Origin of the sequence: Tolypothrix tenuis PCC 7101 (assembly GCF_963874875.1) — a bacterium.
Classification (GTDB): Bacteria; Cyanobacteriota; Cyanobacteriia; order Cyanobacteriales; family Nostocaceae; genus Aulosira; species Aulosira tenue.
This window is the reverse complement of record NZ_CAWNJS010000001.1, coordinates 136,001-151,547: the sequence shown is the minus strand read 5'-3', so window position 1 is coordinate 151,547 and position 15,547 is coordinate 136,001. Positions and strand designations below refer to the sequence as shown.

The window sequence follows — 15,547 nt, the reverse complement described above, 5'->3', positions numbered from 1 at the left end:
TTACAGCTGACTAATGTACTGTTTGACTAGTTTAATAATTGCTTCTTCATCTAGATTTTGAGTAAGTTCTAGAAGCTTGGTAGTAAAAGGTAAATATTTATTATCTAAATTTTGTAGTCTTTGGGCTTCCTGCTCAACTCCTGTAATATCGCCAATTGTGGCAGCATTCACTAAAGTTTTTAATTCATCTGTGGCGGGGAATACCCATTCTGTAGGCGAATATTCACTAAAAATTACTGATTCTGGGATATTATGATTAGATTCTTGATAAATCCAATTTATTCCTAAATGCTGCTGAATTTTGGCTAATAATTCTTCTGATTCCACAGGTTTAGGCAGAAAATCATTGCAGCCAGAATCATAACTTTGTTGTCGGTCAACTTGGCAGACATTAGCTGAAGACGCAATGATAATCGGGTTGGAGAATTCGCGTTGAGAACGTAAATTTCGCGTCATTTCCCAACCATTAAGTAAGGGCATGACAATGTCAGTGATGATTAAGTCAGGACTCCAAGCCAAAGCTTTCTCTAATCCTTCTTGCCCATTGACTGCTTCCATTAGTGTAAAACCAAGAGGTTCTAAAAAATTAACAATCACAGAGCGATTTTCCCATCGGTCATCAACAACTAGAACCTTGATGGGGTGATTACCTTCATAACCAACAATATTATTAGTAGTCTTCTTGGTAGCTAAATCAATCCATTGCTGTGATACTTGCAAATCCACATCAAACCAAAACTTACTACCTTGACCTAAGGTACTTTCTACATGAATTTCACTACCCATCATTTGCACGATTTGCTGGCTGATAGCTAGCCCGAGTCCAGTTCCCTCTGCCATACGCTGTTTATTGCCCACTTGCTCAAAAGGAAGGAATATTTTGTGTAATTGCTCTGGACTCATTCCTAGTCCTGTATCTTCAATTTGAAATCTAATTTTAATTATAGGTAATTGTTGATAGTCGCTATGACTAGTGATTTCCGCTTCTCTTTGGTTTGACAGATTGTCAAATTTAGCCGCATTACTTAGTACATCGACTTTAAATATTACTTGGCCAGAATCTGTAAATTTGATGGCATTACCTAATAAATTCAGCAAAACTTGGCGTAACCGTTTTTCATCAGCAAATATAGCAGCAGGGAGTTTATTAAATTCTTGGTAAATAAAACCAATTTCTTTTTGTTCAGCTTTAATGCGACAGATTTCAAAAATGCTTTTGAGGAAATTAGTGAAGTTAAAATCGTGGGGGAATAATTCCAGCTTGCGTGCTTCAATTCTGGAGATATCCAAAATATCGTTGATCAGTGTTAATAAATGGGAACCACATTGGTAAATAATGTCAAGTCCCTCCTGTTGCTTGAAAGTCACATTTTCTTCCATCCCTAAAATCTGAGCATATCCCAAAATACCGTTGAGCGGTGTCCGCAGTTCATGGCTCATATTTGCCAGAAATTCACTTTTGGCGTTGTTTGCACTGTCAGCAATTTCTTTAGCTGCTTTTAATTCGGCGGTACGTTCTTCAACCCTAGCTTCTAATTCAATAAAAGCAGTTGCTAACTGTGTAGCCATTTGATTAAAAGATTGTGCCAAACTTTCTAACTCATCTATACCTTTAATTTCGACTTTCTGGTCGAGTTTTCCGGAAGCGATCGCTAAACTCGCAGCCTGTAAACTTAAAATTGGTTGTGTAATCCACCGGGATGTGAAAATGCCGATCGCAGTAGCCCATGTCAAGGCTATGAAACATAAAATGATACTGGTGCGGGTATTTTCGTTAATTTGTGCCATAAATTCCGATTCTGGCACAACTACAACTACTAACCAATCCAAACCAAATTTGTCCCGCCAAGGGTTAATGTGAATATACTGTCTCTCACCTTGCAAGATAAAATTTGTTTCTTGGCTTCCTTCTATCTGCCGAAAATCACCATATTTTTGCTGTATATACTGGGCTGTTGCTTTAATTAAAGAGTTCTGACTATTTAAGGCTGATAGTCTTTCTGCTTTGCCATTAATAACCTTGTATGGTAATTCATTTGCAGAAGAAGCTACTATTAATCCAGAACGCTCCAAAATAAAAGTTTGACCAGCCTTACCAATTTTCAAATTAGCTAAAAAAGTACTAATCTGTGACAATATCAAATCAACGCTTAATACTCCAGCTATCTGATTATCTCGATTGTAAACAGGATAACTAGAAGAGATAGAAAAAATATCTGGTTTATCTTCCCATTGATAAATTTGACTCCAGAGTGGTTTATTGGCTTTAACTGCATCTGCATACCAAGCTTCTTGACGCGGATCGTAATCTTTGACTTCTTTTAGTTGATTAATATTGCCTTGTTTGTCTGAACTATAAACATAAAGTTTACCAAGACGAGTTTTTTGAGAAACTTCATTAATTAACAAATTCCCATCATTTAATCTTTCAACGCCAATAAACTCACCTTTAGGATTAGCAAAGCTAATATAGCCAATATTAAACACCTGCATTTGCTTCCAGAAATAAGTTTCTGATTTCCGAAAATCTTGCAAGTTTAGCATTTCCAGCTTATTAGCATCCAGGTTGATTTGATTGATTTGATGAGGAGTTACTAAATAAGTATCAAGATGCTGGGTAACAATTCTGTTGACTTTTTTGATCAACTGGCTAGCCAGGTCATTAACTGCTTTTTCACCATTCCTAAAAGAAAGATAGCCTACTAGTCCCACAGCAGTAAATATCTGAATTACAAAAGGCAGAATCAGAATAAGTCGCAGTGGTATTTTTTTGGATTTTTTTAATATAAAGTTAGTCATAAAATTGGTACTATTAAAATTTATATGTAAGACTCATATTTAATTTTTAAAAGAGTTAAGTACACTGTTATTTCTGCTTGCCTGTTTTCCGTTCTCTGTTAAGAGTTACCTACCTAGTACAACATGGCGTAAATAAAGCTACCGTTTTAAACAGTCAAAAGCCCATATATATAAATATTTTGACTTTTGACTTTTGACTTCCGCCTTGCGGTACTAGGCAAATAATTTCAGGAATCAAAACTGATTTAGATATCACTGAGACGATTAGGTATAAAAACTATCATAGACTTAAAATCACAGCAGGGTTTAAAGATTATTCTTCTTGGCAAATACATTGCTAGATAGAAATAGCGATCGCAAATTTATCACCCTGCCCTAGTCACGAATCTACCCTCTACTTTTTGCTGCAGAGTACCAAGTGCGATCGCACTACTTGCTGGCACTAATCCCAGGCTAAGTATAGAGGGTTGGACATTCGTCAACATCCTGCATCTGTTGTCAAAGTATAGCTGTTGTAGCCAATATCCTGAAATACCTGTATTTTTCTACAAAAAGAACGACCTGAACCTCGGAAATTACGTAAATTTAGGCATCCTACTTCTATTGCATCGGCATTGATTTGATGAATTTGATGAAGCGTTGTCAGATATGTAATTAAATGGTGATTGACAAGTATGTTAACCTTACTCATAAACTGTTCAACAAGGTTGTTGACAGCTTTGTGTACATTTTTAAAACAGAAATAACCTACAAGTCCCACTGCGGCAAAAACTTGGATTAAGAATGAGACATCAACTATCAGCCGTAGAGGTAACTTCTGGTAATTAAAAACACCAGGATATGTCATGGTTTTCGGTTGTGAGCATTTAGAACAATGAAGAGTAAACTCTTACCAGCATTAGTTTGCCCATTCTCCGGGTGTAGATATCATAAAGTGTCAATGTCTGGGCATTGAGGCGATCGCTAAAAAATAAATTAGATTCTCTAAACTTTTTAAGTTTGTCATCTGTCATCAGTATTATTTCTTTGATATCAAACTGCTACTTAATTGCTGAGTGTAGGCTGCTATGTTTAGTTTTTGCGTTTTTATCCCAAAAAGTTTTTGATATCTGCGTATAAAAAAACTATATGTTAACAAGTCCTGACATTTAAGTAATTCTTTGTAATTGATATGTTATTTAAAATACAAAAAATTATAAATGATTATTATTAATAACTTAAATTTAATAAATAAATATTTTGTATATTGTTATCTCTAATACATATTACGGTGCAATTTACAGATACATATTTGCATTGATGAAAATAAACCTATGTTTGCAGCACTCTCACCCATAGGCTAAAAAAATATGTGTATAGAGAGATTTAGTAATTTTTACAACAATGTACTTGTTGAGCTTCATTTATTTATATTAAACCCATATAATTACTGATCTTTTTTTCAATAAAAAATTAAAAAATAATTACATTAAATCAAGGAAGAATATTTCTAGCTCTACTTTTTCAGGCTGTAAGCAAAACTAGGAACAGACAAAAATATTCCCTAATTCTGTCCATTACTGTTCAATAGTTGTCATTTTAACTCATCTAGATATCAATATCTTACACAGTTAAACATTTTTATAGATTCAGGGTACAAAGTTGTCGAAGAGGCTATCTGTTGCAGATATGATGTCACTGCATTTCTCACAAACAGCAGATATATGCGGGCACAAGTTAATTTAAGCGTCGCGTAACCTAAATTAGATCTGGAAAACTTAGCCTATATTTTGGCTTTGGGTTTCCTTACATCAAAATAGATGAGGTTTAAATCCTTAATAATGAGCAATGACATAGACTCGTTAGAACTTTCCACAAGACAAATGACACCCCGTACCAGTTACTTTTAATTAAATTTCTTACACATAAATAGTTTGAAATTTAACAGCTTGTAAATCCATAAATATTCAAAATTGGAGTAATAGATATGAAAGAAGTTCTAGAGCTAATCCAAAATAAAAAACAAGAATTTTCTGAATTACCCTTATTTAAGTTCATGCAAGATCGAAGTATAGACCCCATAAAAAGGCTATCTTGGACTCCCTACTTTGCCCCTATAGCAATGGGTTTTACAGATCTGAATAAATACATTTTCAGAAAAGAACCAACTGATAATAAAATTCAGAAAATAATTAACCAGAATACTTATGAAGAAGAAACTCACTATCTGTGGTTTTTAGAAGACTTAGCGGCATTAGGATTTGACCATTCACAGAAGTTCAGCGATTCATTGAAATTTATTTGGGCTGATGAAGGAATGAAGAACACACGTTTGACTTGTTTACAAACTGCACTACTTACATATCAGGCCGATCCTGTCGTAGTGCTAGCAGTGATTGAGGTTATAGAAGCAACAGAAGATATTATTTTCACTCATACCACGCGAATAACAGAGGAACTAAAAGAAATTACTAACCAAAAATACATTTTTTTCGGTAAAACTCACTCAGATGCAGTAGAATTTCATACGATGAAAACGGATGAGATGGAGCAATTTATTGAAAGTATAAAACTCACACAAGAGCAAAAAGATAAAGCTTGTGAGGCTGTGTTGAAAGAGTTTGAAATTGTTACAGAATTGGTTAATGAGATGATGGCATATGCAGAAAAAGCTTTACTTGAGCAAGCTGGATTAGTAGCATAATTTTTTTGCTTGTGGCTGTCATTTCTATACAGTGTTTAAGAATTGAAAAAGTAAAATCGCTGAGAAATGATAGCTATTTCAAAGATTAGAATCTCTATTTTGAAACTTGGAGTTAGAGACATGAACAAAGTTTCAGACTTTGAATATTTAATTATTGGTGCTGGACCTGCTGGATTACAACTAGGCTATTTTTTAGAGAAAGCTAATCGCAATTATTTAATCTTGGAAGCATCTGACACTGCAGGCAGTTTCTTTCAGAAGTATCCTAGACATAAACAGTTGATTTCAATTAACAAGGTTTATACAGGCTATGACAATACTGAAATCAATCTAAGATGGGATTGGAACTCTCTACTGAGTGACAGTGATGAAATGTTGTTTAAAAAATACAGCAGAGATTACTTCCCAAATACAGATGACATAGTTAAATATCTTGGAGATTTTGCGAGCTACTTTCAACTAAAAATTAAATACAACTGCCAAGCTATCCAAATTACTAAAGATGAAAAATTTCTGCTAATTGATAACAATGGCAATAGTTATTCTGCACCATGTTTAATCATAGCGACAGGTTGTGCTAAACCATATATTCCCTCAATACCAGGAATAGATTTAACAGATAACTACACTAATGTATCTATCAATCCTGAAGATTTTATCAATCAAAGAGTGTTGATTATTGGAAAGGGTAATTCTGGTTTTGAAACCGCCAATAATCTAGTGGGAACAACTTCACTAATTCACATAGCTAGTCCTCACCCAGTCTCACTAGCTTGGAAAACAAAATATGTGGGAAATTTGCGGGCAGTCAATAACAATTTATTAGATACATACCAGCTTAAATCCCAAAATCTTATTTTGGATGCAACTATCAACAAGATACACCGTTTTAACGATAAATTTGTAGTTTCTGTTTCTTATACCCATGCGTATGGAGAAGAAGAAGACCTCGTTTATGATCGCGTAATTGTATGTACTGGATTCCAGTTTGATGATTCTATTTTTGATGAATCGTGTAAACCTGAACTAGCTATCAATGACCGTTTCCCGGCTCAAACTAGTGAATGGGAATCGACGAATATCAAAGACTTATATTTTATTGGCATACTCAACCACATGAGAGATTACAAGAAAAAACAATCCGGCTTTATCCACGGTTTCCGTTATAATATCCGCTCACTACACCATTTATTAGAGCAAAAGTACCATCATCAGGATTTGCCCTATCAATTAATTGACTCTACACCAGAAAATTTAACAGAGGCAATTGTTAAAAGGGTGAATACAAGCTCAGGATTATGGCAGCAAACAGGTTTCCTCTGTGACTTAATAGTTATCTCTGCTCAAGGTAAAGTAGCACAATACTATCAAGAGTTACCAATAGATTATGTACATGATAGTAATTTAGGTCAACACGAACATTACTACATAATTACATTAGAATTTGGATTAGATATTATCAACGCCAATGCTGATACTTTTGCTATAGAACGTGTTCACAAAGATGATATTGCAAATTCCGCACAAAGCCCAAGTCTTCACCCAATAATTCGGCGCTTTTCCGGTTCTACTTTACTTCATGAACATCATATTATTGAAGATATCGCTAGTGAGTGGTGCGAGGATGTACATGTTCAACCATTATTAAAATTCTTACGTCATCAACTATCAAATCAGATACCTTTAGTTACAGTAGGAAGTATAGTATAGAAGTCAAGTTTGATTTTTGAAGATATATTGCATCTGTCAATTAGGCATTAACTCCAATATAGAAGTTGTGGTTTAAGTATATTTCAAAAATCAATTTTTTTTCTCTATATTGCTACAACAGTAACACTAAATTCTTGATTTATTTGTCATAGAATTTTAGTCAAAGCGATCAACAAATGATTACTGATTTGGCATATTATCAGGTCGATTCTATTCGGGGCTTTCTGCCCAAAGAAGATCCGTTGGAGTACCTACCCTCTGAATTTGAAGCTTGGGAGTGTATTGCGGCTCAAGTTCCACTTTTGTTGATGACCGGTCAGTTGCGTTCAACATTAAAAAACTTGAATTCGCCTGATATTTCTTATCTGCAAGACGAACAGCAAATTCGGCGTGCTTTTCTACTTTTGTCAATATTTGGTAACGCTTATGTATGGGGTGGCGAACAGCCTGCTACTATTCTTCCACATACAGTAGCAATTCCCTGGTGGAATCTTGCAGAGAAACTTGGTCGTCCTCCAATAATTTGCCATGCTTCTATGGCACTCGACAACTGGAGAAGGCTAGATAAAAGTCAACCCTTAGACTTGAATAATATTGCTATCCTACAGTTATTTCTGGGTGGTCTTGATGAACAATGGTTTTACGCAACAAATGTTGCAATTGAAGCCAAGGGAGCACCAGCCTTAGTATCTCTTGTAGAAGCACAAAAGTCCTTAGTTATTGGCAAAATTGAAGTTGTCGCACAACAACTCAAAAAAATTGCTGCGGTGCTTGCAGATATGTATGCGATCCTTTTACGAATTCCAGAAAAATGCGATCCTTATATTTTCTATCATCGCGTGCGTCCATTTATTGCCAGTTGGCCTGAACCAGGGGTAGTTTACGAAGGCATAAGTGACACGCCACAAAAGTTTGTTGGTGGTAGTGCTGCTCAGAGTTCCCTAATTCAGTCTCTAGATGCAGGTCTAGGTATTAAACACCAGCAAGATAAAAGCCAGTTATTTTTGCACAAAATGCGCTCCTATATGCCTCCTCCACACCGTAAATTTATTGAAGCTTTAGAAGCCAGTCCTTCTATTAGGCAATTTGTACTAAGTTATAAACATGACTATCCCCTTGTTTGCGATTTTTACAATGATTGTATTCAAGCTCTAGAGAAATTTAGACAAAAACATATGCAAATTGCTGCCTGTTATATTGCACAGCACAGTCGTCAAAACGCAAAGGGAACTGGTGGTACAGATTTCACACGCTTTTTACAAGAAGTAAAGCAAGAGACTGCAGACCATTTAATTAGTACTCAGTAATTGGCATTACTCAACAATGCTATGACCATGCTAGAGGCTCTCAATGTTGTACCAAAATTTTCAAACTCAAGCTGAACTAGATGCTCAGTATAACCCCAAGGAATTAGGGCTAGATACATCTGCTTGTATGGATTTTTACACTACAAATAGTACCCAGGTACGGCAAGAACTATCTTGTCATTTAAATATTCCTTTTGGCCCTACAAGATTTGAGCACGTAGATATTTTTCCTGCAACACAACCTTACACTCCAATCTTGGTGTTTATCCACGGTGGCTACTGGATAATGGCTAGTAGTAAAGATTTTAGCTTTGTCGCCAAGGGCTTAGTGGCTATCGGTGTCACAGTAGTAGTGATAAATTACGCTTTATGTCCCAAAGTAACTATTGACGAAATAGTCCGTCAGAACCGTGCGTCCATAGCCTGGATTTATCAAAATGCCAAAAACTTTGGAGGAGATCCTAACCGTATCTACGTATCAGGTCACTCAGCAGGTGGGCATCTAACTGCTATGGTCATGGCTACAGACTGGGAAAACGATTATGCACTACCACATAACATCATTAAAGGAGGGTTTGCTATCAGTGGTTTGTTTGACCTCATGCCGTTTCCTTACACATGGCTACAGCCTAAGTTGCAGCTTTCGTGGGCAGAGGTTCTTCGTAACAGCCCTATACGCCATATTCCTGATAAAGCAGGCTCTCTAATCATAACTTATGGCAGTGAAGAGAGTTCAGAGTTTCAACGTCAGTCACAAGAGTTTCTCTGTGCATGGAGAGCAAAGGGATTGGAAGGTGAGTACTTACCACAACCTGGAAAAAATCACTTTACTGTAATCGATGGTTTTCTTGAGTCAAATAGTCCTGTTTGTAAAGCAATCAAAAGACAAATGAACCTGACAGTAGCAGAACAGTAGTACCGAAGCAACATACTGTTATGTGTACTTAGTGATATCTTATCGGTATTTCAATTACAAACTCAGTCCCTTCTCCTACAGCAGACTTACAGATGAGCTGACCTTTGTGTTTGTCCACTACAACTTGATAGCTAATTGACAAGCCCAAACCCGTACCACTCCCTATGGGTTTAGTAGTAAAAAATGGGTCAAATATTTTCTGCTGCACTTGTGTAGTCATCCCATGACCATTATCCGCAATCCGAATCCTCAGCGTATTTGTATCTTTTAGTTCAGTGAGAATACGAATCTGAGGATTTTGTATTAGAGAATTATCTTTATACCTGTCATCATCTAAAGCATCGATCGCATTACTTAAGATATTCATAAATACCTGATTTAGTTGACCTGCATAGCAACTAACTTCTGGCATTTGTGCGTATTCTTTGATTACCTCAATTTCAGGATGATTGCTATTTTCTTTAAGTCGATGCTGCAAAATCATTAAGGTACTATCAATTCCCTCATGAATATTGACAGGTTTCATTTCCGATTCATCTAGACGCGAGAAGTTGCGTAAGCCCAAAATAATATTCCGGATACGCGAACTGCCAAGCTTCATAGAATCCAGAATTTTTGGTAAATCTTCTGCCAAGAATTCTAAATCAATATCTTGAATTTTGTTATTTACTAATGTAGAAGCATTGGGATATTCTTGTTGATAAATACCAACCAAGTCTAGCAAGTCTTGAACATATTCATGGGCATGATTAATATTGCCATGAATAAAATTGATAGGATTATTAATCTCATGAGCAATTCCTGCTATCATTTGCCCTAAGGAAGACATTTTTTCACTTTGAATTAGTTGGCTTTGGGTGCTTTTTAATTCCTCTAGAGCTTGTTGTAAATGATGGTTTTTCTCATTAATTTCTTGTGTTCTTTCCGCTACTTTCACCTCTAGATTATGGTTATATTCGGCTAACTGTTCATTTGCTTGCGCTAAATTTTGATATAGAAGAGCATTTTCTAAGGAGATTGCTGCTTGTGTAACTATTAGCTTTAAAACTTCTAAGCGGCTGTTTGTAAAGGCTGCTGTAGTTAGATTATTTTCTAAGTAAATAATACCAAGCAATTTGTTTTTATTAATGATGGGTATACATAATATACTCTTGGGTTCCTCACGAGTAATGTAAGTATCTAATGCAAAGGAAGCTTGATCCTTAATATCATCAATAACTAAGATTTCTTGGGTACGTTTGACATAATTAATCAAAGAAATTGGAACATGATCGCTGGACTCTAAAGGTATAGCTAAAAACTCTGTGTAAGTGGTTACTGCAAAATTTGCATTTGAATTAACCGCGGTAATAGTTAAATCTAAGCTATTAGGTTGACTCAAAATCAGCACACATTTAGAAGCTCCCGCATTCTCCATAATAACTTGTATTAAGGTTGACAGAAGTTCCTGTAGTTCAATTTCTCCAGAGACTGCTTGCGAAGCTTTAATTACAGATGCTAAATCTAGCATATCTGAAATACTAGTATTGGAGCCAAGAAGAGTTTCATTTTTAGTAATGGTAGATTGATTGCTCAATGTAGATAAATTTATACTCTGTTCTCTTGGCTTATTTTCACTAGCATAATAGTTCATTTTTTCTTGCTGAAGAATAGGTGCAAGTAGTTGCATATAGCGTTTCTTTAAGTCATCTACTTTAGCTTTTGCACCCCAGCGAGTATAGGCATAGTAAGCATCAATGAGATAGGTTTGGGCAATTTTTTGTTTCTCCCATGCAAGATAAAATTTAGCGGCTAATTCACAAGCCAGAGCTTCTTCATTAAGATAATCGTGTTGTTTTGCAAGATTAATTGACCGATCATAATAATCCATTGCTTCAACATATTGTCCTAGAACTCGATATCGCTCTGCTTCTACTAAACAAAATTTATGTAAATAATTCATGTAACCATAATGTGCCCATTTTTCCATTTTTGATTGATTGGCTAGCACTTTTTCCAAAATTGCTTTTTGTTCGCAATCATCAACATTAGGATATACTGCTAGCCTAGATAACGAATCGTAGAAATAGAAGATAGGAACAACTATTTGTCCTATCCCACCGTCTAAATACTTTTCTGCTATGGTTGAATTTTCAAATGCTTGAGAGAAATTTTCAAATAGATAGGATAGATGTAGTTTACAAATATATAGATATAAAAGTCCGCTAGTATCGTTTGTTTGGAGGAGAAACGGCAGCATTTTATCTTCATCATAAGCATCACCGCTCAAAGCACAGCGATTTTTATTACCCTCATCTATTAAATTTAAGACCAATTGACGGTAGATTTCATTATAATTGAATATTCTTTTTTGGTTAGTTTGATATATAGCTTTACTGTAAGTTTCTATCTCTTGCTTGAGCCAATTCAAATCTTTACCACTGAAATATAAATAGTATGAATAACCGTTAATAGCATGAGATGCAAACTCTAAATCTCCCGTTTCTAATCCAGCAGTGTAAGCCTCTATTAAAGGTTTAATACTTTCACTGATATGTTCATACCAATGTCTAATGAATCGATTAAAGGTTTCCAGTATCTTAGCTTTAAATTCTTTAGCATTCATTTTCTCTAAAATACTTAAAGCTAGTTGACCAAATTTATAGCCGGACTCAATATCTCCTACTAATCCACATAGCATTAATCCATAACAAACATATGCAAAAGCAGAAGAGTGAGAGTTACCATATTGTAATGATAAATTGATTTGTTTCAAACAAATCAACGGCATCAATTCTGGGACAGCCTGATAAGCGAAAGTAATTGCACTAGATAAGAGACGCATCACTACTAGAGCTTTAACTTCTATCATCTCTGGTAAATCGATTAAATCTTCAATTCGTTTATTTGCCAGTTTTAAGGCAGTTTTCTCCATTTCTAGATGAATATCCAACTGGCTTGGGTTCTCTGGAAAATCTACACCCAATTTCTTTAAAAAAGTTAGCAAAATATTGACAGAATCTAGTCCTTTGCCTTGGGCTCCATAAGCCTGAATTCTGACTTCATAAACTTTTGCTTTGTCAAGCAATGTATTAGCTTTTTGTAATACGACTTCTACTAATTTCTCCATTTGCTCAAATTTACCAGCTAAGTATGCGGCTTCTGCTGCTGTCTCATACAAAGCGAGAGTTAGCTCATATTTAGTATCCCAACAATCATCTGTCAGCAGTTCAATTCCTGTAGTTAAATACTTAATTGCAGATGAGTAAGCTGTTGATATCAAAGCTTTACGCCCTGCAGTCAAATTCATTACAGCCAGTTCATCACGTTTAGCTTGATGAGTAATAAATTCTATGGCAATATTGAACTGATTGACAAGCTCAAAAATCTTATCTTCCCGTTCTGCTATTGGGATATTACTTAGCAAAAGTAAACCAATTTTCAAATGAATTGGCTTTCTCTGTTCTTCAGGAATGAGAGAATAAGCAGCTTGTTGTACTCTATCATGTACAAATTTGTATTTAGGTAATTGGTAACTACTAATTGTTAAGTCATCTAATATTTGGTTGTCATCTGTTGAAATAAAATTATATCCATCAGTCAGAGGTAAGATTAGCCCTTCAAATAATGCTTTCCATAAGTCTGACGCTGTATCCATTACAGACTTCTCATTGACAATTGCCAAAGTTTTTAAGTCAAATTCATGACCTATGCAAGCAGCAAACTTTAACACATTTTGTGTATTTATGGGCAATTTTTCTATTTGAATACCCATGAATTCCACAACATCATCTGTCAGAGATAAAGTTTTGATTTTAGCAATATCATACTGCCAATAACCAACATCAATATTTAATGTAATTAGTCCGTCATCATATAGTGACTTAAGAAATTGAGAAGCAAAGAAGGGGTTACCTTTGGTTTTTGCAAATACCATTTGAGTTAAAGGAACAGCAATTACCTCGCGGCAATGAAGTGTATCAGCAATTAAATGGTTTAAATCAACTTGATTTAAAGGTGAAAGTTGAATTTGATTAATTATTGCTCCCGTTTGAGCAATTTCCTTGAGAGTTAAAGTTAAAGGATGTAAATTTGAAACTTCATTATCTCTATAAGCACCAATCAGTAGTAAATTCCCCTTACCTTCGGATATTTCTTCTGTATCATCTGTAATCTGAGCAGTAGTTTCACCCATTAATAATTGGATAAATTTTAAAGAAGCATTATCTGCCCATTGCAAATCATCTAGAAAAATTACTAGAGGATGTTCTTTACTAGTGAAAACTTGGATAAATCTCTGAAATAATAAGTTAAACCGATTTTGAGCCGCAACACCAGCAAGTTCAGCTACTGAAGATTGTTGACCAATAATTTTTTCTAATTCAGGAATTACATCTACAATTACCTGGGACTGTGTACCTAATGCTGATATAATTTTTGCTTTCCAATTTTGAATTTGAGCATCTGTTTCTGAGAGTATTTGGCCAATTAAGCTACGCAATGCTTGTACCAAACCTGACAAAGGAATATCTCTTTGCATCTGGTCAAACTTGCCTTTGATGAAGTAACTCCTCTGCCGTGCTATGGGTTTGTGAATTTCATTGACTACAGCTGTCTTACCAATACCAGAAAACCCAGAAACTAAAATCATTTCTGTTTTACCGTTGCTAACTCGCTCAAAGGTGGTAAGTAATGTTTCAATTTCTTTTTGGCGACCATAAAGTTTTTCGGGAATCGCAAATTGATTGGAGATATCTCTAACGCCCAATGCAAATGATGTAATATTTCCTTTCTCTTGCCATTGCGTTTGGCATATTTCTAAGTCATGTCTAATTCCATGCACGCTCTGATATCTATCTTCGGCATTTTTTGCCATCAGCTTGCCGATTATATCAGCTAAAATTTGGGGAATTTTAGAGTTAATCAGGCTGGCTTTCGCTGGTTCTTTAGCAATGTGCGAATAGACTAACTCCATTGGATCATTAGTATTGAAAGGTAACTGTCCAGTCAGGAGTTCAAAAAAGGTAACACCCAAAGAGTAAAAATCTGTACGGTAATCAATACCTCGGTTCATGCGTCCCGTTTGTTCAGGAGAAATGTAAGCTAAAGTTCCTTCTAAAACATTAGGATTCTTAATAGATTGAATTTCTTTTGGTAATAGAGTTGCAAGACTAAAATCGATAATCTTAATTTCTCTAGTGGTAGGATGAACTAGAATATTTGCAGGCTTAATGTCTTTATGAATTATGCGATGGCGATGCAGTTGTTCAAGAGTAGAACAAATTGACAGAGCTATCTGAAAAAATTCTTTTAATGGAACAAAATTATTTCCCTGTTCTCGCTCTCTTATTTGCCAATCTTTGAGGGATATAGCTTCATAATCCTCCATGATCAGAACATAGCCATTCCGGTAATTTTCTAAGCTGATGGGTCTGACTATGCCTGAAATATCGAGGTTTTGAGTAATAGTATATTGACTGCGAAATTGACTAACTTCTGCAAAGGTAGGATATTCATTTCGCATCAATTTCAGGATGACCTTTTGGTTGTCTTTTTCTCTGATACCCCGGTAAACTACAGTCTTTTTACCTAAATAAAGTTGCTCAGTGATGCGATAGCCAAGGATGGGAGACACTGTATCTGATACGAGTAACATAAAAGCTTATGGGGGTAATTATAATTCTGTTATTATTATTCCCATTGCAAAACTGGAAGTAGCAGAAGATAATGTGGAAATTATGTGAAATATATAGATTTTGGCTAAAAAATAAACTATTTTAAGTCTGCTATTCTAATCTCAGAAGAAAAAACCGCCTATCTCTGATATTGAAAAAATAAATATCCGCCAATAGAAAGTACAAAAAACCTACCTTTTTCTTTGTAATGCTGAAGCCTGGCAGGTAGTTTTATGATTATTGATTGTACTCAAAATATTTATCTCAAATTCATCTATGTTGCAAACTGGGGTTTACTCAAAAAGAATAGCGTAGGATTTATAAATTAAACTTGATTTCTAAATCCCACGCTGTTTCATTGGCTAATTACACTAGTGCAACAAGGCAAAATTAAAAAGTGAGCCCATACCATATATATGCTGTCCGGCTCACTCTATAAAATAATTTATTTCTAAGAACTCCCTTAGTTTTATCAAAT

8 protein-coding genes are annotated in these 15,547 nt (G+C 35.2%); 4 read left to right on the top strand and 4 right to left on the bottom strand.

Annotated features, from left to right (window positions below):
- The 3 genes from AACU25_RS00575 to AACU25_RS00565 all read right to left on the bottom strand — a co-directional run bounded on the left by AACU25_RS00575 (nt 1) and on the right by AACU25_RS00565 (nt 3,812).
- Entirely contained in the window at nt 1–2,799 is a 2,799-nt protein-coding gene (locus tag AACU25_RS00575; protein ID WP_096573431.1) for an ATP-binding protein, read from the bottom strand.
- Between the two features lie 478 nt (nt 2,800–3,277).
- Complete coding sequence (locus tag AACU25_RS00570; protein WP_096573430.1) at nt 3,278–3,646, bottom strand: hypothetical protein; 369 nt, start codon at nt 3,644–3,646, stop codon at nt 3,278–3,280.
- 19 nt (nt 3,647–3,665) lie between these two features.
- Nucleotides 3,666–3,812 carry a hypothetical protein gene (locus tag AACU25_RS00565; protein ID WP_190445688.1) on the bottom strand — a complete coding sequence of 49 codons (147 nt, stop codon included), beginning with the start codon at nt 3,810–3,812 and terminating at the stop codon, nt 3,666–3,668.
- Nucleotides 3,813–4,765: 953 nt separating this feature from the next.
- Between AACU25_RS00565 and AACU25_RS00560 the strand changes: the two genes are divergently transcribed.
- The 4 genes from AACU25_RS00560 to AACU25_RS00545 all read left to right on the top strand — a co-directional run bounded on the left by AACU25_RS00560 (nt 4,766) and on the right by AACU25_RS00545 (nt 9,415).
- A complete protein-coding gene (locus tag AACU25_RS00560) occupies nt 4,766–5,482 on the top strand; it encodes a heme oxygenase-like domain-containing protein (protein ID WP_096573429.1) in 717 nt (238 codons plus the stop codon).
- Nucleotides 5,483–5,602: 120 nt separating this feature from the next.
- Nucleotides 5,603–7,192, top strand: a complete 1,590-nt coding sequence (locus AACU25_RS00555; RefSeq protein WP_096573428.1) for an NAD(P)-binding domain-containing protein — start codon at nt 5,603–5,605, stop codon at nt 7,190–7,192.
- Nucleotides 7,193–7,368: 176 nt separating this feature from the next.
- Nucleotides 7,369–8,499: an indoleamine 2,3-dioxygenase gene (locus AACU25_RS00550; protein ID WP_096573427.1), complete on the top strand. Its 1,131-nt coding sequence runs from the start codon at nt 7,369–7,371 to the stop codon at nt 8,497–8,499.
- 43 nt (nt 8,500–8,542) lie between these two features.
- Nucleotides 8,543–9,415: an alpha/beta hydrolase gene (locus AACU25_RS00545; protein WP_096573426.1), complete on the top strand. Its 873-nt coding sequence runs from the start codon at nt 8,543–8,545 to the stop codon at nt 9,413–9,415.
- Nucleotides 9,416–9,443: 28 nt separating this feature from the next.
- On the opposite strand, the gene AACU25_RS00540 is transcribed toward AACU25_RS00545, so the two are convergent.
- Nucleotides 9,444–15,050: an ATP-binding sensor histidine kinase gene (locus tag AACU25_RS00540; protein WP_096573425.1), complete on the bottom strand. Its 5,607-nt coding sequence runs from the start codon at nt 15,048–15,050 to the stop codon at nt 9,444–9,446.
- Between the last annotated feature and the right edge of the window lie 497 nt (nt 15,051–15,547).